This is a genomic window from Caballeronia sp. LZ043, from assembly GCF_031451075.1.
Lineage (GTDB): Bacteria > Pseudomonadota > Gammaproteobacteria > Burkholderiales > Burkholderiaceae > Caballeronia.
Genome location: NZ_JARUXT010000003.1, coordinates 212,103 through 229,488 on the forward strand (window position 1 = coordinate 212,103; position 17,386 = coordinate 229,488).

General features: G+C 63.8%; 19 protein-coding genes. 14 read left to right on the top strand and 5 right to left on the bottom strand.

All coding sequences use genetic code 11. The features are described from left to right. Positions 1-36: 36 nt before the first annotated feature. Together QCE64_RS21230 and QCE64_RS21235 are read right to left on the bottom strand one after the other, a co-directional pair. Complete coding sequence (locus QCE64_RS21230) at positions 37-1,560, bottom strand: bifunctional 3-(3-hydroxy-phenyl)propionate/3-hydroxycinnamic acid hydroxylase (RefSeq protein ID WP_309933066.1); 1,524 nt, start codon at positions 1,558-1,560, stop codon at positions 37-39. Positions 1,561-1,593: 33 nt separating this feature from the next. Next, complete coding sequence (locus tag QCE64_RS21235; RefSeq protein ID WP_309923269.1) at positions 1,594-2,445, bottom strand: fumarylacetoacetate hydrolase family protein; 852 nt, start codon at positions 2,443-2,445, stop codon at positions 1,594-1,596. Between the two features lie 143 nt (positions 2,446-2,588). Between QCE64_RS21235 and QCE64_RS21240 the strand changes: the two genes are divergently transcribed. The 3 genes from QCE64_RS21240 (at position 2,589) to QCE64_RS21250 (ending at position 4,445) form a co-directional block, all read left to right on the top strand. Next, positions 2,589-3,155 (top strand): VOC family protein, encoded by a 567-nt coding sequence (locus QCE64_RS21240; RefSeq protein WP_309923272.1) that lies wholly within the window; start codon positions 2,589-2,591, stop codon positions 3,153-3,155. Between the two features lie 76 nt (positions 3,156-3,231). Continuing rightward, positions 3,232-4,032 (top strand): IclR family transcriptional regulator, encoded by an 801-nt coding sequence (locus tag QCE64_RS21245; RefSeq protein WP_309933070.1) that lies wholly within the window; start codon positions 3,232-3,234, stop codon positions 4,030-4,032. A gap of 32 nt (positions 4,033-4,064) precedes the next feature. Continuing rightward, the gene (locus QCE64_RS21250; RefSeq protein ID WP_309923277.1) at positions 4,065-4,445 is read left to right on the top strand and encodes a DUF1090 domain-containing protein; all 381 of its coding nucleotides are present in this window, start codon (positions 4,065-4,067) and stop codon (positions 4,443-4,445) included. A gap of 31 nt (positions 4,446-4,476) precedes the next feature. Here QCE64_RS21250 and QCE64_RS21255 read toward each other — a convergent pair whose 3' ends face one another. Further along, a complete protein-coding gene (locus QCE64_RS21255) occupies positions 4,477-5,298 on the bottom strand; it encodes a GntR family transcriptional regulator (protein WP_310006070.1) in 822 nt (273 codons plus the stop codon). 234 nt (positions 5,299-5,532) lie between these two features. On the opposite strand from QCE64_RS21255, the gene QCE64_RS21260 reads away from it, so the two are divergent. Genes QCE64_RS21260 through QCE64_RS21300 form a run of 9 tightly spaced genes read left to right on the top strand, consistent with a single transcriptional unit; the run spans position 5,533 to position 12,087 of the window. Further along, positions 5,533-6,477 (top strand): glutamate cyclase domain-containing protein, encoded by a 945-nt coding sequence (locus QCE64_RS21260; protein WP_310006072.1) that lies wholly within the window; start codon positions 5,533-5,535, stop codon positions 6,475-6,477. 10 nt (positions 6,478-6,487) lie between these two features. Continuing rightward, positions 6,488-7,150, top strand: a complete 663-nt coding sequence (locus tag QCE64_RS21265; protein WP_310006074.1) for an aspartate/glutamate racemase family protein — start codon at positions 6,488-6,490, stop codon at positions 7,148-7,150. Positions 7,151-7,163: 13 nt separating this feature from the next. Next, on the top strand, positions 7,164-7,901 hold the full coding sequence (locus tag QCE64_RS21270; protein ID WP_310006076.1) for a substrate-binding domain-containing protein: 738 nt from the start codon (positions 7,164-7,166) through the stop codon (positions 7,899-7,901). After that, positions 7,898-8,590, top strand: a complete 693-nt coding sequence (locus tag QCE64_RS21275; RefSeq protein WP_310006078.1) for an amino acid ABC transporter permease — start codon at positions 7,898-7,900, stop codon at positions 8,588-8,590. Before QCE64_RS21270 ends, QCE64_RS21275 begins: the two co-directional genes overlap by 4 nt. Next, positions 8,587-9,264, top strand: coding sequence for an amino acid ABC transporter permease (locus QCE64_RS21280; protein ID WP_309923288.1), 678 nt, complete (start codon positions 8,587-8,589; stop codon positions 9,262-9,264). The genes QCE64_RS21275 and QCE64_RS21280 overlap by 4 nt, the downstream gene beginning before the upstream one ends. Further along, a complete protein-coding gene (locus QCE64_RS21285; protein ID WP_309923290.1) occupies positions 9,261-9,989 on the top strand; it encodes an amino acid ABC transporter ATP-binding protein in 729 nt (242 codons plus the stop codon). The genes QCE64_RS21280 and QCE64_RS21285 overlap by 4 nt, the downstream gene beginning before the upstream one ends. Positions 9,990-10,022: 33 nt before the next feature. Beyond that, positions 10,023-10,826, top strand: a complete 804-nt coding sequence (locus tag QCE64_RS21290; protein WP_310006080.1) for a transporter substrate-binding domain-containing protein — start codon at positions 10,023-10,025, stop codon at positions 10,824-10,826. An 11-nt stretch (positions 10,827-10,837) separates the two neighbouring features. Beyond that, on the top strand, positions 10,838-11,275 hold the full coding sequence (locus tag QCE64_RS21295) for a RidA family protein (protein WP_309933080.1): 438 nt from the start codon (positions 10,838-10,840) through the stop codon (positions 11,273-11,275). After that, positions 11,275-12,087 (top strand): TIM barrel protein, encoded by an 813-nt coding sequence (locus QCE64_RS21300; RefSeq protein WP_310006082.1) that lies wholly within the window; start codon positions 11,275-11,277, stop codon positions 12,085-12,087. The genes QCE64_RS21295 and QCE64_RS21300 overlap by 1 nt, the downstream gene beginning before the upstream one ends. Before the next feature lie 98 nt (positions 12,088-12,185). On the opposite strand, the gene QCE64_RS21305 is transcribed toward QCE64_RS21300, so the two are convergent. Further along, complete coding sequence (locus QCE64_RS21305) at positions 12,186-12,488, bottom strand: hypothetical protein (RefSeq protein ID WP_310006085.1); 303 nt, start codon at positions 12,486-12,488, stop codon at positions 12,186-12,188. Between QCE64_RS21305 and QCE64_RS21310 the strand changes: the two genes are divergently transcribed. Then, entirely contained in the window at positions 12,487-14,073 is a 1,587-nt protein-coding gene (locus tag QCE64_RS21310; protein WP_310006086.1) for a hypothetical protein, read from the top strand. The two genes, QCE64_RS21305 and QCE64_RS21310, sit on opposite strands and share 2 nt — an antisense overlap. Before the next feature lie 324 nt (positions 14,074-14,397). Beyond that, on the top strand, positions 14,398-14,838 hold the full coding sequence (locus QCE64_RS21315) for a cupin domain-containing protein (RefSeq protein WP_309818434.1): 441 nt from the start codon (positions 14,398-14,400) through the stop codon (positions 14,836-14,838). 82 nt (positions 14,839-14,920) lie between these two features. Here the strand turns inward: QCE64_RS21315 and QCE64_RS21320 are convergent, their stop codons facing one another. Continuing rightward, positions 14,921-17,110 (bottom strand): TonB-dependent siderophore receptor, encoded by a 2,190-nt coding sequence (locus QCE64_RS21320; RefSeq protein ID WP_309923302.1) that lies wholly within the window; start codon positions 17,108-17,110, stop codon positions 14,921-14,923. Positions 17,111-17,386: the final 276 nt, after the last annotated feature.

Consider the following 17,386-nt stretch of genomic DNA (forward strand, 5'->3'; position numbering starts at 1 on the left):
GTCCAATGCACGACGTGCACAAAATGCGCGATGCGTTCAGGCGTGTTCCATGCGATACCGCGGCAAAGCGCGGGCGAGCAGACCGTCCACGGCCTGCAGGTCCGGTGCGACGCCGAACACGTAACGGTCGGGCCGCAGCAGCACGGCGACCGCGCCTGTCGCTGCGAGCCAATCGCGCACCGGAGCCGCGTTGCTCTCGACGAGCACGAGGTCCGCCTGCGCCGCCGGTTCGTGCAGATCCGGGCAGGCGGCGAGCACGCCCGGCAGCGCGACCAGCGCGAAGCGATAACCGACCGTGTCGTCGAGCAGCCGGCCGTCGTCGAGGCGAGGCTGCGGCGCGACGTGCCCTGCAGTGCCCGATGCGTCCTCCTGCCACGCGCCGGGTCCAAGCTGCGGTTGCGGCGTGACGAAACGGCGGATGGCGTCGGCCATGTCGCGGTCCCGGGCATTCGCCAGATCGGGATGCGTCATCTGGATCACGGCGCCGAGTTGCACGGCGGTTTCGATGAACTCGCGCACATGTGGCGAGCGTTCCGATTCATAAGTGTCTAGCAGGGATTCGGATGCTTCGCCGCGCAGCACGGCGCCGAGTTTCCACGCGAGATTCGATGCATCGCGAATGCCCGCGGCCATGCCCTGTCCCATGAAGGGCGGCGTCTGGTGCGCCGCGTCGCCTGCCAGAAGCAAGGCGCCGCGTCGCCAGCCGCGAGCGACGACGGAATGGAACGTGTAGAGCGCCGAGCGTTCGAGCCGCGCATCGGCAGGCGTGACCCAGCGCGCCAGTTTGTCCCACAGCCAGTCGGAGGAAGAGAGCTGCGCGGGGTCGTCGTCGGGCATCACCATGATTTCCCAGCGACGCCGGTTGCCAGGACCGCGCGTGTAGGTGCACGGGCGGGCCGGGTCGCAATACTGGATCGAGTAGTCGCCGAGATCGGGGCGGGGCGCGTCGAGCATCACGTCCACCACGACCCAGCGTTCGTGCGATTTCAGATCGGTCAGTTCGGTGCCCATGAAGCGCCGCGCAATGGAACGTGCGCCGTCGCAGCCCACTACATAACGCGCAGTGGCGCGGCCGAACCTGCCGCAACTCGTGTCCTCGAAGCGCAGCTGGATCCCTTCGGCGGTTTCGTCGAGCGCGAAGACCTCGTGACGCAAGCGCACGTCGGCGTTCGCCTGCCGCGCCAGACGGTCGCGCAGCGCGTTTTCGAGTTCGGGCTGATGAAACTTGTAGCTGGCGCACCAGCCGTGCGGTCCGATGCAGGTCGGACGCTGCCAGTCGATCAGCAACCGGCCCTGCGCGTTCACGAACTTCATGCCCGGACCGACGAACAGATTGGGCAGCAGCGCATCGGCGATGCCGAGGGTCTGGAAGACGCGCATGCATTCACCGTCGAAATGCAGCGCGCGAGGCAGCCCGAAGATGTCCTTGTCGCGCTCCAGCACGAGCACCCGCAAACCCTGGAGCGCGAGCAGGTTGCCCAGCGTGGCGCCGGTCGGTCCGAGGCCGATGATCGCGACGTCGTACTCGCACGTATGCGTGGGGATGATTTGATCTGCCATGTTCAACTCCGCCTGAAGAGACGCCGGGCGCATTTACGCTTCGTCCGCGACCGGATTGGACAGCACGCCGATGCGGTCCACTTCCACTTCCACAACATCGCCCGGTTTCATGAAAAGCGGCGGAGTCCGCTTCGCGCCGACGCCGCCCGGCGTGCCGGTCACGATCACATCGCCGGGAAAGAGCGGCGTGAAGGTCGAGAGATAGGCAATCTGTTTTGCGATGCCGTGAATCAGCATGTCGGTGGTCGCGCGCTGAACTTCCTGTCCGTTCAGGCGGGTGACGAGCGTCATCAAGGTGTCGGGGCCAAGCTCGTCGCTCGTGACCATCCACGGGCCGAAAGCGCCGGTGCGGTAGAAGTTCTTGCCCGGTCCCCATTGCGTGGTGTGGCGCTGCCAGTCGCGCACCGAACCGTCGTTGTAGCAGGCATAGCCCGCGATGTGATGCCACGCGTCCGCTGCGGCGATGCGCCGTCCACCGCGTCCGATGATCACTGCAATCTCGCCTTCGTAGTCGAACTGCTGCGACTCGGGCGGACGGAGCATCGGTTGTCCGTGTCCAACCTGTGAGGCCGGCAGGCGCATGAAGATCACCGGCTGTTCGGTGGTCTCGCGATTCGTTTCCCGCACGTGCTCGGCGTAGTTCAGGCCCACGCAGAAGATTTGCTGCGGATTGGGAATGACGGGCAGCAGGCTCACGTCGGAGAGCGTGTAGTCAGGCGCACCGTCCTGCGCGGCGCGCGCCGCCTCGCTCAGTGCGTCGGCGGCAAGCAGCGCCTTGAGGTCGGCGAAGCGTCCGCCGAGACGCGCGCCCAGATCGAAGACGCCCTTGTCCCGCACGATGCCGAACGAGGAACCCTGCGAGGTCGAGAAGCTGACGAGTTTCATTGATGCTCCAGTGATAAAGAGGTTGGCTAAGCTGCTGGGCTTGTCGAAAAAACTTGTGCTGTTATCGTATTTTGAGAATAAACTGGATTTACCAAGCGAGACAACGGATTTTTCTTAAGGGTTTATCACTACTGGAGACGAAGATGGATGGGATCAAGCAGAAGCGGCCGGGACTTTCACTGAGCCACATGGGCTTTTACGTGAATGATCTGGCACGTCTCGAAGACTTTTATGCGCGCGTGCTGGAGTTCACCGTGACCGATCGCGGCACGTTGCAGACACCGAACGGCGAAGTGCGGCTGGTGTTCCTGAGCCGCGACCCGGCGGTGCATCACCAGATCGTTCTCGCGAGCGGACGGCCTGCGCATCTCGCGTTCAATCCGATCAACCAGATTTCGCTGGAGGCGGACAGCCTCGCCACGCTCAGGCGGTTTCATCGCCGGTTCAAGGAGGAAGCGCTCGAAGACATTCATCCGGTGACGCACGGAAACGCGGTGTCGATCTACGCGCGCGATCCCGAAGGCAACCGCCTGGAGTTGTTCATCGACACGCCGTGGTATGTCGACCAGCCCATGCGCGTGCCGGTCGACTTCAGCCTGCCGGATGCCGGACTGATGGCGGAAGTCGAGCGTCACGCACAGACGCTGCCGGGCTTTCGTCCGCGCAGTGTCTGGCAGGCCGAGATGGCGAAGCGCATGGGACTGGTGTGAAGGCGCGGCGCGCAGGGGCAGGGACGAAGGCAGCGCTCGCTATAATCCATTCACGTCCACGGGGTCCCTTGTCCAGATGTCGAGCATCACCAGACTCTTATCCATCCTCGAACTGTTTTCGGAAGCCAGGCCGTTTCTGTCGGCGGAAGACGTCGGGGCGGAACTCGATTGCTCGATTCCAACCGCGTACCGCTATGTCCGCGAGCTCGTCGATGCAGGCCTGCTCGTGCGGTTCGCGGGAGGCGACTATGGCCTGGGTCCGCGCATCATCAAGCTCGACTATCACTTGCGCATGTCGGATCCGCTGCTGGCGGCGGGTCAGCCGGTCATGCACGAGTTGAGCGAGCACACCGGTTTCGACATTGTGATGTCGCGCTGGTACGGGAACGAACTCGTGGACACGCATCGGGAAACGCACGATGCCTCGCTGGATCTCCGCTACGGCCGCGGGCGTCCGCGCCCGCTGTTCCTGGGCGCGGCGTCGAAGGCCATCCTGTCGACCTTTCCCAAGGCCAAGCTCGCGGCGCTGTTCGAGCACTACGCCGAAGACATCGCGCAAAGCGGCCTCGGCGATTCGCTCGACGCGTTTCGCGGCGCGCTGCTCAAGATTCGCCGGGCAGGCTTCTATTTGTCGAGGGACGAGCTGGAGACCGGCGTGTCGGCAGTGGGCTCGCCGCTGTTCACGGACGATTCGGGCGAGGCGGTCGCCGCGCTTGCGGTGATCGTGCCCACGCAGCGTCTGGAGTTCGTGAACCTGGAGCGCATCGTCGAATCGGTCAAGGAGGCGGCCGCGCGGATTTCACAGCGCACGCGCGGCGTGATCGAGAGCCGGCAGGGCGCAGTGGAACAGCAGACTCGTAACCGCGTTTCGACGTAGTATCAGTCGAACCCGTTGACTGGAGCCCTTTCGTGAACACGACCATCAAGGCCATTGCATTCGGCATCGCCCTCCTTCCTGTGGTGTGCCACGCGCAGGCAGGCGGCTGCGACGCCAAGCGCCGTTCACTGGAGCAGGAGATTGCCTATGCCCAGGCGCATGGCAACAAGCAGCGCGTCGATGGACTGGAAACTGCGCTCGCGCAAATGAACGCGAATTGCACCGATGCCTTGCTCAAAGACCAGGCACAACGCAAGGTGACGCAGGCTCAGCAGAAGCTGGCCGAACGCGAGCGCGATTTGCGCGAGGCGAAAGCGGACGGCAAGAGCGCGAAGAAAATCGCCGAGCGTCAGAGAAAGGTCGATGACGCCCACGCGGATCTCGAACGCGCGCAGGCGGAAGCGGCGCAGTAACGTCCGCTGCCGGCGCCTGACGAGGCGATCGCTAATCGGGCGTCTTCATATCCAGCTCGAAGTGCGGCGCGTTGCGGCTTTCAAGCAGATGCAGGAAGCGATCCTGCGTCGCTCGCGCATGCGCAGGGAGATACTGCACCAGCGCCGCGCGATCCTTGCGTTTCACGATATCGATGATCTGCTCGTGTTCGCGCAGGTTCAGATCGAACTGTGCGTTCTGTTCGTCGGGCGTCGCTTCGGCTTCCATCTTGTAGAGATGCACCAGCAGCCGCCTGACATGACGGTGCGTCGATTGCGCGAACTCATAGAAGAAGCCGTTGCGCACGGCCTGATTCATCCGCATGTGAAAGCGCTCGTTCAGCGCGGTGATGTTGAGGAACGCGCGCGCTTCCACCTGCTTCACATACTGCGCCTGGATGGCTGACAGGTCGTCGGCCAGTCCCGGTTCGAACCGCATCAGTTGCGCGAGGATGTTCTCCGCCAGTTGATGCGCGACCAGAATCTCGCCGATCTCCTCGAAGTCCAGCTTGCGCACAAAGGTCCCGCCGCGATTCGGCAGGATATTCACGAAGCCTTCCGCCACCAGCCGGTTGACCGCCTCCCGCGCGGGCGTGCGGCCGAGCATGAAGTCGTTGAGCAGCATCGGTTCGTCGATACGGCTGCCCGGCGGAATCGACAAGTCGATGATGCGGGACCGGATGGCGTTCACCGCGGCATCGGTCTGGCTCATCGACGCTTCTCCCGCCGCGCCGTCGACGGCGTCTTCCGGCAAAGCCTGCGCCTTCTCTTCACCCTTCTTTCGCGTGGTGGTCTTACGCGCGCTCTTCGCCGTTGCGGCACGTGTTCTGGGCATGAACCTGCTCTCCTGCGACAAACGTCGGAATTTACATATACGGAAAGTATATAGAAATTCCGTATCGACCCGGAATCCGCGTCATGAAAGCCTTCGAGCGAGCCAGGAGTACGTTATTTTGAAAAGTATACGCCACGTATATTAGCGTGCTATGTTTGCTCCAACGGTGCTTCGGAGCGGCCTTCGAGGTGCGCTTGAACGCCGCTTCCACGACTCGAAGAACAGGGACATCGCATGACAGAAACCATTGAAGGCATCGAAACGCTCGTCGGACAAAAGGTCCGGCGCGACATCAGCCGTCTCGTGGCATTCGCCAGGGGCAACCTCGCCCGCGCGGCCGAGTCCATCGCAACGCATGCCTCGCCGCATGTCGGCATCGTGTGCGGATTCTTCGTGCGCCATGCCGAGCCGCCCTCGCCGGAAACCGACGGGCTCAACGGCATGGCGCAACTGGCCGCGGGTCTCGTGGAAGCGGGCATTCGCGTGACGGTCATCACCGACGCGCCCTGCGCCAAAGCCGCATGGGCCGTGACGAAAGTGCTGCCGGGCAAGGTGGGCCTGGAAGTCGTGGCGGTCGACGATTCGGCCGTGCGTGATCTCCGCGCGCGGCTCGAAGCGGCGGAGCATCCGCTCACGCATCTGGTCGCCATCGAACGCTGCGCGCTCGGCTCGGACGGACGCGCGCATCGCGAGCACGGATGGGACATCTCCGACGACACCGCCGCGCTCGACTATCTCTTCACCGATGAAGGCTGGACCGCGCCGTGGAAGACCATCGGCATCGGCGACGGCGGCAACGAGATCGGCATGGGCGTGTTGCCGAAGGAGATCGTCGAGCAGGACATTCCGAACGGGCCGCTGATCGCCGCGCGCACCCCGGCGGACTATCTGATCGTGTCGGGCGTCGCCAACTGGGGCGCCTATGGACTGCTGGGCGCGATCGCGGGCTTGCGGCCCGAACTCGCTACGCGCCTGCTGACGCACTTCAACGGCACCTTCGAACATCAGGTGCTGGAGGCCGCGGTGCAGGTCGGACAGGCCATCGACGACAGCCGTGTGGACCGTCTCGGGCAGTTGCAGATGACGATCGACCGCCTGCCGCTGGAGGATCACGTGGCGATCATCGACGGCATCAGCGCGCTGGTCGGGCGCGGCGCGGCGTCGGGCGTCCCGGTCTGAGGCAACGCTCATGCGACCCGACCCGTCCATTGTCCTGCTGCATGCCACGCCGGTGGCGATCGAACCGGTCGTGCGGGCGTTCGCTTCGATGTGGCCGGAAGCGCGCCTGTCGAACCTGCTCGACGACGGCCTGACCATCGCCCGCGCGCAGTCCGAGGAGTTGACGCCGGCGCTCGCGCAGCGCTTCGTCGATCTGGTGTGCTACGCCCACGCTACCGGCGCCGATGCAATCCTCGCGACGTGTTCGGCGTTCGGGCCGGCCATCGAGGCTGCGGACCGCGCGTTGCCGGTGCCGGTCTGCAAGCCGAACGACGCAATGTTCCAGGATGCGCTCGCATGCGGACGCCGGTTCGCGATGCTCGCCACGTTCGCGCCCGCGTTGCCGACGATGCAGGCCGAGTTCGCGGAGGAGGCCGCGCGGCTCGGCGTGGAGGCGACGCTGGACACCTTCGTCGTCGCTGATGCAATGACGCGTCTGCGTGCCGGCGATGCGGACGCGCACAACGAACTCGTGGCGCTTGAGGCCGCGAAGCTCGAAGGCTACGACGCCGTGTTGCTCGCGCATTTTTCGACGTCGCGCGCGCTGGAGCGGGTCAGCGCGGCGGTTCGCGTGCCGGTGTTTGCTGCGCCGGAAAGCGCGGTGCGGCGACTCAGAAGCCGTCTCGGACTGTAGGGGAGATATCGACATGACGAACCCGACTCGTTCTCGAACGCCGCTCGTGCTGATGAGCACGCTGGCCGTGCAGGGTGCGCTGGCTGAAGAAGTGCTGCCGGCGTTCGAAGCGCAATTCGGCTCGAACGTGGAGCCTGTCTTCGACCCGACGAATGTCCTCATCCAGCGCATCGCGCAGGGCGAACGCGCGGACGTGATGATCGCGGTGAGCGCGTGCATCGAGGACCTGATTGCGCAAGGGGTGTTGAGCCCGCATGGCGCGCGGCAGATCGTGCGCACGGGCATCGGCGTGGCGGTGGCGCACGACGCGCCGCTGCCACCGCTTGCCACGGCCGGCGATCTTCGTCATGCGCTGCTCGACGCGCGTTCCGTGGCGTACTCGCGCACCGGCGCAAGCGGCGTGTACTTCGCGGACTTGCTGGAACGCATGGGCATCGCGGAACGCATCAATGCAAAGGCGACCGTGATCCCGAAAGGCTTGACGGGCGAATGCATCGTGCGCGGCGAAGCGGACCTGGCCATCCAGCAGCTGAGTGAACTGGCGATCGTGAAGGGCATCCGGATAGCCGGCCCGTTGCCCGACGAGGTCCAGTCCCATACCCGCTTCTCCATCGCAGCGTTCGCTCATGCGACGCGGCGTCCGGAAGCCGAAGCCCTGTTGAACTGGCTGGATGCGCCGCTTGCCCGCAGCGCCTATGTCCGCCACGGCCTCGAATGTCTCGACCGATCTTCATCGGAGCGTTCATCATGAACTATCACTTCGACTTCAGTTTCCTGCACGAGTACTGGCGCGATCTGCTCTACGGCGTCTGGCTCACGATCCGCATGACGCTGATCGCCACCTTGCCCGGCTTCGTGCTCGGCATCGTGCTGGCTGTCGGGCGTCTGCACGGAAGCGCGGCCGTTTCACGCGCGATCCGCGCCTATGTGGAAGTCATCCGCAATACACCGCTCGTGCTGCAGGTGTTCTGGATTTTCTTCGGACTGGCCGCGATCCGTCTGCATGTTCCGGCGTTCGGCGCGGCCATCGTCGCGCTCGTCGTCAACGTCAGCGCCTATACCGCCGAGATCATGCGCGCAGGACTGGAAGCCGTGCCGCACGGGCAGATCGAAGCGGCCTCGTGTCTGGCGATGTCGCGCCGCCAGGTGCTGTGGCACGTCGAGATTCCGCAGGCCATCGAGAAGATGTATCCCGCGCTGGTGAGCCAGTTCATTCTCATGCTGCTGGCCACGTCGATCATGTCGCAGATATCGGCGGAAGAACTGACGGGCGTCGCCGATCTCATCCAGTCCATCACCTTTCGCGGCTTCGAGGCGTATGTCGTCATCGCCGTCGCCTATCTCGCGCTGGCGAGCGCACTGCGCTGGCTGCTGCTCGCGGCAGGCGGCACGCTGTTCCCGCGCCTGCGCATGACCGGCGTGCGGGGAGCACGCTCATGAGCTTCTTCAATCTCACCGATGCGCAACTGGCCTTCATGCTGAAGGGCGCGCTCTCCACGCTGGAACTGTCGGTCGCGGGCGCGCTGGGCGGCGCGTTGATCGGTCTGCCGGTGGCGCTGATGCTGGTGTCGTCGCGCGGCGTGGCGCTGGCGCTGAGCCGCGCTTACGTGCACATGCTGCAGGGCATTCCCTTGCCGGTGGCGATGTTCGTCGCGTACTTCGGCATCGGGCTCTTCGGCTTCGATGTGCTGCCGGTGATCGCGGCCTCGATCGCGCTCGCCATCAACGCCGGTGCCTATCTCGCGGAGATCTGGAAAGGCGCGATTCTCGCCGTGCCCGCGACGCAATGGGAGGCGGGCGAATCGCTGGCGCTCTCGTACCTGCAGCGCATGCGCTACGTGATCCTGCCGCAGGCATTGCGCATCTCGGTGCCGCCGACGGTCGGCTTCATCGTATCGCTCATCAAGAACACGTCGTATGCGGTGGTGATCGGCATGGGTGAGCTGACTTATTCGTCGCGCATGGTCAACAACACCACGTTCGAACCGTTCCTCATCTTCACGCTCGCGGCCGGCGTGTATTTCCTGCTCTGTTATCCGGTCGCGCGCATCAGCGTGCATCTGGAGCGTGCCGGCCGCTTCGGCGCGCGCTCCACGGGAGACTCCACACAATGAACACCATGGTCAGTTTCCGCGGCGTGCGCAAGGCGTACGGCTCGACGGAAGTGTTGAAGGGCATCGATCTCGATGTGCAGCGCGGCGAGGTGATCGCGCTGATCGGCCGCTCCGGTTCAGGCAAGAGCACGGCGCTGCGCTGTGTGAACGGTCTCGAGCGCATCAGCGGCGGCTCGCTCGAAGTCTGCGGACACCGGCTCGACGCTGCCGAGGTGGATCTGCGCGCGTTGCGACTCGATGTCGGCATCGTGTTCCAGAGCTACAACCTGTTTCCGCATCTGACCGTGCAGCAGAACATCACGCTCGCACCGCTCAAGGTCAGGCGGACCGGACGCGCGGAAGCGAACGAACTGGCGGCGCACGTGCTGGACCAGGTAGGACTCGGCGCGCGCGGGGCGGCGTATCCGCATGAACTGTCGGGCGGTCAGCAGCAGCGCGTGGCCATTGCACGGTCGCTTGCCATGCAGCCCGCGGTGATGCTTTTCGACGAAGTGACCTCGGCCCTCGATCCGGAACTGACCGGCGAAGTGCTGCGCGTGATGGAGCGGCTGGCGCACGACGGCATGACGATGCTGATCGTCACGCACGAAATGGCCTTCGCGCGCTCGGTGGCGCGCAAGGTGGTCTTCATGAACGACGGCGTGATCTGGGAGCAGGGCGGCGCGGAGATGCTCGCTTCGCCCCGTTCGACCGAGCTTCAGTGTTTCGTCGGCAACGGCTTGTAGTTCCTGTTTATCTCTCTTCCAGAGGCACATGAAATGACCTTCAAAAGCAACCTCAAAGGCCTGTTGACGATTGCGCTGGCCTTATGTGTGACGACCGGCGTGGTTCGGGCGGACACGCTCTCGGACATCAAGTCGCGCGGCACGATCAACGTGGGCATCGACTTCACGCATCCGCCCTACGGCATGATCGACAAGAACGCCGTGCAGACCGGCACCGACCTCGATATCGCGCGCCTGATCGCCAAGGACCTGGGCGTAAAGCTCAATGTCGTGCCCGTCAACGGACCCAACCGCATTCCGTTCCTGCTGACGGGCAAGGCGGATATCGTGGTCGCTTCGTTCTCCGTGACCGACGAGCGCAAAAAGGTCATCGGCTTCAGCCGCGCCTACGCAACCGAGCCGATCTTCGTGGTTGCGCCCGGCAAGAACACGCTCAAGGATGTGACGAGCCTGTCCGGCAAGACGGTGGCGACCGCGCGCGGCACGACCGCCGACCTCGATCTCGTCGCGGCCATCAAGGACAAGAACGTCAAGGATGTGAACATCGTGCGCTATCTCGACGAAGCGACGGAACGCACGGCGGTTTCGTCGGGCCAGCAGAGCATTTTTGTGGCCGCGCTGGCGGATGCGCTCGCCGTCAAGCAGGCCAGCCCGGACGCCAACTTCGAGTATCAGTTCCAGGTGGCGGAAGATCCGCTGGCAATCGGCCTGAAGAAGGATGACGCCGCCATGCAGGGATGGCTCGATTCCTGGGTCGCGAGCAATCTGCAGAACGGCAAGCTCAACGCGATCTGGAAGCAGTACTTCGGCATCGATCTTTCACGCTCTGTCTATTGAGGGCCGACGCCATGACAGCTTCGAATGCACAGGCGCCGAGCACGCTGCTCACGCCGGTGAGGGTAGTAGGAACGCTCGCGTTCGTCAGCGGGCAATTGCCGCGCGAACAGGGCGAGTTGAAGTATCGCGGCAGGGTGGGCGATGCCGTGAACCTGGAAGACGCCGAGTCCGCTGCGGCGCTTTCGGCGAGAGCGTGTCTTGCCGCGCTCGAACGCGCGTTGGGTTCGCGTGAACGCATCGCGGCCATCGTCAAGCTGACGGGCTTCGTCGCCTGCACGAGCGAGTTCACGGCGCAGGGCAAGGTGATCGATGCCGCGTCGCGCGTGTTCATCGACGAACTCGGCAGCACCATCGGCGCGCACGCGCGCAGTGCGATCGGCGTGCAGCAATTGCCGCATGGCGCGCCGGTGGAGATCGAGCTGATCGTCGCATTGCGCGAGGCGGCGTGATGACGGTCGCGAGCGAAGCCGAGCCCTTGCGATTCTGCGCGAACCTCAAGTGGCTGTTCACTGAACTGCCTTTCATCGAGCGCTTCGAGGCGGCGGCGAAGGCGGGCTTCGCCGCGGTGGAGTACGCATCGCCGTATGAATTCGATGCGGCCACGCTCCGCGCGAAGCTTTCCGCGACCGGCCTCGAACAGGTGCTCATCAATACGCCGGCGGCCATGCCGGGCCAGCCAGGCGCCAATGGCTTCGCGTGCATGCCTGGCGAACGCGAGCGCTTTCGCGAGGGCGTGCAGCGGGCGCTGCGTTATGCGGCGGAACTGCGCTGTCCGCTCGTTCATGTGATGGCGGGTCTCGTTCCCGCAGACGTGTCACGCGACCAGGCCGGCGCTACGTTTCGTGAAAACCTGCGCTGGGCGTCCGATGCCGCGCAAGACAGCGGCGTCACGCTATTGCTCGAATGCCTCAATCAGACCGATGCGCGGGGTTACTTCCTGCGTGACCTCGATCATGCGAGCCAGATGATCGAAGAGAGCGGGGCATCGAATGTGCGCCTGCTGTTCGATGCCTATCACTGCCGCATGATGGGACAGGATGTGGTGGAGCAGTTCGCGCTCCACGCGCGACATATCGCTCATGTTCAGTTCGCCGATGTGCCGGGTCGCCATGAACCCGGTTCCGGCGACATGCCATGGAAGGAACTGACAGCGTGCATTCGCGGTCATGACTATGATGGCTGGATCGGTTGTGAATATCGGCCGCGGGTATCGACACTCGAAGGTTTGGGATGGCGGACTGCGTTTCCTCGGCATGCGTAGTGGCGGGGTACATGAACGTACGTGCCTTGCATTGCTTTTCTGTCTGCCGTAAAAGTTCGATATCCACGCCGAGGCTGCGCGGGACACAGTCCATCGTTTCAATCGAGCCCGTAAATTTCACAATATGCGCGCTGGTCTGCGCATAGTCGTACCGCACCCGTTCCGCCGCTCTGCGTCTTCAAAGCTTCACGCAACGCCAGCACAACAGCGGATCGCAATTCTTCGTATGAAACCCGGTGCGCAAACGTTTCAGCGCGTGCCCGATTGTTGCTTCCGGTCTCGCCGCGCCACACACACGTGGGCAGCCTCAGAACTGATGAATACGTCATCCAGGGAGTTTCGATGGAGAGACCCTCCGCCAGCTCGCCGCGTTCGCCTGAACTTGCGCCGAACGCTTCCATGCCCGTTTCGTCCGGCAAGGCCGGCACGTTCATAAACGATTTACTGTGTGGAACCAGGCCGCTGTCCGGCCGTGCTTTCTGGGGCATCTGTATCGCGATCGGGCTGCTTGCGCTTGCCTTGCGTCTGATTACGCTGGGCAGCCGCTCATTGCAAATGGACGAGGCCTATAGCGTATGGTTCGCTGCGCGGCCATGGTACGAGCTATGGCACGTCGTCCCGCTGTATGAGATTCATCCGCCGATGTACTACTCGCTGCTCAAGATATGGATCGGCTGGTTCGGCGACTCCGAATTCTCGGTGCGTGTGCCATCGGTCATCATCAGCACGGCCACCGTACTGGTCGTCGCCTTGAGCGGCAGGCTGTTGCGCGCGGGTCCGGTGATCGAGCGCGCGGGGCTCATCGCGGGGCTGCTCATCGCGGCCAACAAGGGCAGCATCCTCTATGGCGAACTGGCGCGTCCCTACGCGTTCGAAGCCTCCGCGGCAACCGTTGCCATCCTCTGTTCCGTGATCGTGCTGAGGGAACTCACCGACAGCCGCGCACCGGAAGAAGGCAATGCTGCACCTCAACGAGGACGATTGCTGCCCGCGCTGGTGGTGCTTGCGCTTGCCGCATGCGGGACCTTGTGGTCGCACAACACGGCGGTGCTCGTTGCCTTTGCAGTCGGGCTTGGCATGCTGGTCGCGACGCTCGGCTGGGCGCGCGGCAACCGCCTCATGGCGGCCTTGATCATCGGGGCGCCATTCTTGGTGGCGCTGGCGCTGTGGTCGCCTTACGTCCACTTCCTGATTGCCGCAACGAAGTATGTGCAGTCGTCGTTCTGGGTCAAGCTCGAATGGGTCGACTTCCTCAAGGCATGGTCGCTGGCGGCCGGCGCGCGGCTCACGCTGCTGCCCGTGTTGCTGCTCTGTGCCGGGGCATGGCTGATCCTGTGGCGCACCTGCCGCGCCGTGGCGGTGCATGTGGCGACCGTCCTGCTGCTGCCCTTCGTGTTCATCGTCGCTTATAGCGTACTCGTACGGCCCATCTTCATGGACCGCCTGTTCGAGTGGATGGCCGCGCCCATCATGTTCCTGACGGCGCTCGGCATCGTGTGGGCATTGCCGCGCAACCGCATTCGCCTCGGCGTGCTCATCCTGTTGTTGCTGCTGTCCGGCGTGCAGGCGGTGCAGCTGTATCGCGGCGTACAGGAAGACTTCCGCGCAAGCGTGGCGGAAGTCGCGAATCATCGCCGCAGCGGCGACCTGCTGATTGTCAGTCCGAATGAAGTCGACGTAGCCGTGCAGTATTACGCGAAAAATTATCGCGACTTCCCGGACGTGCTCGTCATGCCTTCGGCGTTTCCCGCGATCGGACTGAAGCGGCCGTACATGAGCAATGTCGCCGCGCCCGGGATCATTCCTGAGGATCGCGAGATTGTCAGGGCCGCGCTCGCGACGCACGGGCGCGTCTGGCTGATCCAGCGCAATCCCGGCGGCTTCGATCCCGACTCCGTGGTGCGCAACGAAATACTGTCGCTGCGCAAGCCGGTGCAGGTTCACGACGAGCATTCGCCTGAGCTGCAGCCTGAGCTGTTCCAATGACTTGACGGAAGAATTCGAGTTATGTGCGCTGGCGCACATAACTCGTGCGACATCCTCGCTATCTGCCGACAGAGGTTAGCAAAACGCGTGTGCGGGAATGAGGATTGCAAATGTTCGCACGGCGTGAATCACATCTGCGCGATGAACGTTTTCATTTCATGGGTGTCTTGTAAGACAGCCCATCAGGACGAGCCAGTATCGCTGATGTCACTGCAACGCGAGGCAGCCTGAAGTCTTTGCAGGTTCGCCCTGTCACCGAATCGCACGCGCGCGCTTCTTTCAGCGCTGCTGATGATCGGTCATCAGCCACGGTAAAGGAAAGTCATGAACACTCCTGTTTTCGAGGCCGTCCGGCTGGACGATGTCCTGCTGAAGCCCGATCCGATCGATCCCGCGTGGATCATCGAAGGACATCCGGTGGCACGCAGCGGCCAGTGGTCGCGCAGCCGCGACACGACCACGTCGTCGTGGGTCTGGGATTGCACGGCCGGCCGCTTCAGATGGTATTTCGATGCCGACGAAACCATCTATGTAATCGAAGGCGAAGTGATCGTCACGTCGGAGGGGCAGGCGCCGCGTTCACTGCGGGCCGGAGACGCGGCGCTGTTTTATGCAGGCACCTGTTCCGAATGGTATGTGCCGAAGTACGTGCGCAAGCACGCGATCCTGCGTCCGCATATCTCAAAGCCGGTGTTGCTGGCGCTCAAGATGAGCCGCAGGCTCAGGCGCAGGCCGAGCGGTTACCTGCCTCGTTCATCGCTCTGAACGAAGCGGCCTTGCAAGCGAACAGGCCGGACCTTGTACAGGTCCGGCCTGATTCATCACTCGAAACGCCCCAACGCAAGCGTCAGAAGTTGAACTCGGCGGACAACAGCACCGTGCGCGGCGCGGCATTCGTGATGTACGTGCCTTGCTGGATCCAGTAGCGGCTGCCGAACAGGTTCTCGATGTTGGCGCGGAAGATCACGTCCTTGCTCGCAATGCGCGTGCTGTAGCGAAGGCCCGCGTCATAGCGCGTCCACGACGGCAGGCGCAGCGTGTTGGTCGCGTTGTAGTACTGCGCACCCGTGTGGATGATGCGGCCATTCACACTCAGGCCCGGCACCCACGGCAGATCATAGTCGGCGCCCAGGTTGAGGGCGAACTTCGGCACGCCGGCCGGATCGTTGCCGTCGTTCGCGCCACCAGCGGTGCCTTCGAGCTTCGGATCGTAGAAGGTCGCGCTCGCCATCATGCGCAGGTTGCGGAACACTTCGCCGTACGCCGCGAGTTCGAGACCGCGCACCTTGGTGCGGCCGTCGTAACCGTAGACCAGCGTCGTCGGGTTCAGCACGCCATTCGGCTGCGAGATCTGGAAGACCGACACCGAGGTCATCACGCGTCCCCAGTCCGCCTTCACACCCGCTTCGTACTGGTTCGACTTGTACGGCGCGAAGACCTGTCCCACGTTCACTGCACCGGCGGGCGCGCTGCCGCCGTTGGTCAGCCCCGACGTGAAGTTGCCGTACACCGAGATGTTGTTGAGCGGCTTGAACACGATACCCGCGAGCGGCGTGATCGCTTGCTGATCGATCGTGCCGGTGCGCGAGCCCGACGACACGTCGTAGTTGTCGAGGCCGATGGTCTGACGGCGGAAGCCGCCCGTGATCAGCAGACGGTCATTGAAGAACGACATCGTGTCGATGACCTGCTGGCTGTTCAGACGCAACTGCGCGCTGCGTTGCGCGTCGCCGCGCGGCGTGGTCATCGGCGGGAGCGGCGTCGGGTTGTACAGGCTCGACGGCACCGCCTGGGCGGCTGTTCCGAGCGCGTAGAAGTAGCCATCTTCCTTGTTCAGGCTCGTGATGCCGGTGACCAGCGTGTGCTTCACGCCGAAGGTATCGAAGTGGAAGCGCAGGCCCGCATCGATCGTCTTCGTGCGGTTATAGGCGTCGTAGTAGCCGTTGCGAACCGAGAAGTTGCCGGCGTTGGTCATGCCGCTCGCCGCCGGGAAGTTCTGCGCCGACGTGCCGTAGTGTTCGCCTGCCGCGCCATAGACGGTCACGTGCGGATTGATGTCGTATTCGAGGCGCGTCATGACGGCCGAATCGCGCAGCTTGAGCTTCGAGCCGGGATAGAGGTTCGCATAGCCGGACGGCACGGCCGGCACCGCGGTAGCCGTGCCCAAGCCGATCTGCGAGCGGAGCTCGTCCGTGTTCTCGGAGACGTTGTAGGCATCGAACGACCAGCGCAGGTTCTTGCCGCGATAGTCGAGGCCCACGGCGCTGTCGCCCTGCAGCTGATTGCCGTGCGCGATGCTCGTCTGGCCATCCTTGATCTGGCCGTTCACGCGAATGCCGAACTGGCCTTCATCGCCGAAGCGCCGGCCCACATCGGCTGCGACACCGAACTGTCCTTTCGATTGATACAGCGCGGTGAGACGCGTGAGCGGGGTGTCGTCGGCACGCTTGGTGACGATGTTGATCGCGCCGCCGACGCTGCCCGACGGTCCCATGCCGTACATCAGCGAACCCGGACCCTGCAGCACTTCGACGCGGTCCAGCAGGTTCACCGGCACGCGCGCCGCCGAGACCATGCCGTAGAGGCCGTTCAAGGCGACATCGGTGGCCTGCACCGCGAAGCCGCGAATCTCGAACACGTCGCCGAAACCGCCGCTGCTTTGCTCGGTACGCACCGACGCGTTGTTCACGACGACATCGCCGATCGTGCGTGCCTGCGTGTCCTGGATGAATTGCTCGGTGTAGTTGGTCGTGTTGAACGGCTGGTCCATCACGTTCGACGTGCCCAACACGCCGATGCCGCCGCCTCGCGCCACCTGGCCGCCGGCGTAGGGCGCGGGCAGATCGCTGGTGGTCGTGCCCTTCACCACGACGGCGGGCAAGGAGGCCGGCTGAACTGACGAAGCGGCATCCGCGCTTTGCGCGTGAGCGATGCCCGCTGTTGCCGAGGTGGCGATGAAACCGAAGAAAAGATGCTGGACGGCGCGGGAAACGGCGGTGCGTCGGCAATTCGACGCCTGGGTTTGGCGATGAGACATGACGTGCTGGATCTTCTGGCTGGAGGGGTGAAGGCGACGCAACGTGGAACGTTCCGAATGAGAATCGTTCGCAAGTGTAAGTTAAGCGTTCACTGGAGGAAACGGTTTGTTACGAAATTTCTGAGGAGAAAGGATTCAAGTCGGAGGAAAACGTTTGCGCGCGGAACATCTGTTGCGCCGTAATTACACGCGATGTAATTGGCACGCCGCGCCCGCCTCACTACTGTGTGGTCATCGCGCGGCCATTCCGGCTGCGCTGGCCAACAGGAGAGATTC

Bases quoted from the DNA above. Each gene is read 5' to 3' on its own strand.
- QCE64_RS21230 (WP_309933066.1), bottom strand. From the start codon at position 1,560: ATGGCAGATCAAATCATCCCCACGCATACGTGCGAGTACGACGTCGCG.
- QCE64_RS21235 (WP_309923269.1), bottom strand. From the start codon at position 2,445: ATGAAACTCGTCAGCTTCTCGACCTCGCAGGGTTCCTCGTTCGGCATC.
- QCE64_RS21240 (WP_309923272.1), top strand. From the start codon at position 2,589: ATGGATGGGATCAAGCAGAAGCGGCCGGGACTTTCACTGAGCCACATG.
- QCE64_RS21245 (WP_309933070.1), top strand. From the start codon at position 3,232: ATGTCGAGCATCACCAGACTCTTATCCATCCTCGAACTGTTTTCGGAA.
- QCE64_RS21255 (WP_310006070.1), bottom strand. From the start codon at position 5,298: ATGCCCAGAACACGTGCCGCAACGGCGAAGAGCGCGCGTAAGACCACC.
- QCE64_RS21260 (WP_310006072.1), top strand. From the start codon at position 5,533: ATGACAGAAACCATTGAAGGCATCGAAACGCTCGTCGGACAAAAGGTC.
- QCE64_RS21265 (WP_310006074.1), top strand. From the start codon at position 6,488: ATGCGACCCGACCCGTCCATTGTCCTGCTGCATGCCACGCCGGTGGCG.
- QCE64_RS21270 (WP_310006076.1), top strand. From the start codon at position 7,164: ATGACGAACCCGACTCGTTCTCGAACGCCGCTCGTGCTGATGAGCACG.
- QCE64_RS21275 (WP_310006078.1), top strand. From the start codon at position 7,898: ATGAACTATCACTTCGACTTCAGTTTCCTGCACGAGTACTGGCGCGAT.
- QCE64_RS21280 (WP_309923288.1), top strand. From the start codon at position 8,587: ATGAGCTTCTTCAATCTCACCGATGCGCAACTGGCCTTCATGCTGAAG.
- QCE64_RS21285 (WP_309923290.1), top strand. From the start codon at position 9,261: ATGAACACCATGGTCAGTTTCCGCGGCGTGCGCAAGGCGTACGGCTCG.
- QCE64_RS21290 (WP_310006080.1), top strand. From the start codon at position 10,023: ATGACCTTCAAAAGCAACCTCAAAGGCCTGTTGACGATTGCGCTGGCC.
- QCE64_RS21295 (WP_309933080.1), top strand. From the start codon at position 10,838: ATGACAGCTTCGAATGCACAGGCGCCGAGCACGCTGCTCACGCCGGTG.
- QCE64_RS21300 (WP_310006082.1), top strand. From the start codon at position 11,275: ATGACGGTCGCGAGCGAAGCCGAGCCCTTGCGATTCTGCGCGAACCTC.
- QCE64_RS21310 (WP_310006086.1), top strand. From the start codon at position 12,487: ATGCCCGTTTCGTCCGGCAAGGCCGGCACGTTCATAAACGATTTACTG.
- QCE64_RS21305 (WP_310006085.1), bottom strand. From the start codon at position 12,488: ATGGAAGCGTTCGGCGCAAGTTCAGGCGAACGCGGCGAGCTGGCGGAG.
- QCE64_RS21315 (WP_309818434.1), top strand. From the start codon at position 14,398: ATGAACACTCCTGTTTTCGAGGCCGTCCGGCTGGACGATGTCCTGCTG.
- QCE64_RS21320 (WP_309923302.1), bottom strand. From the start codon at position 17,110: ATGTCTCATCGCCAAACCCAGGCGTCGAATTGCCGACGCACCGCCGTT.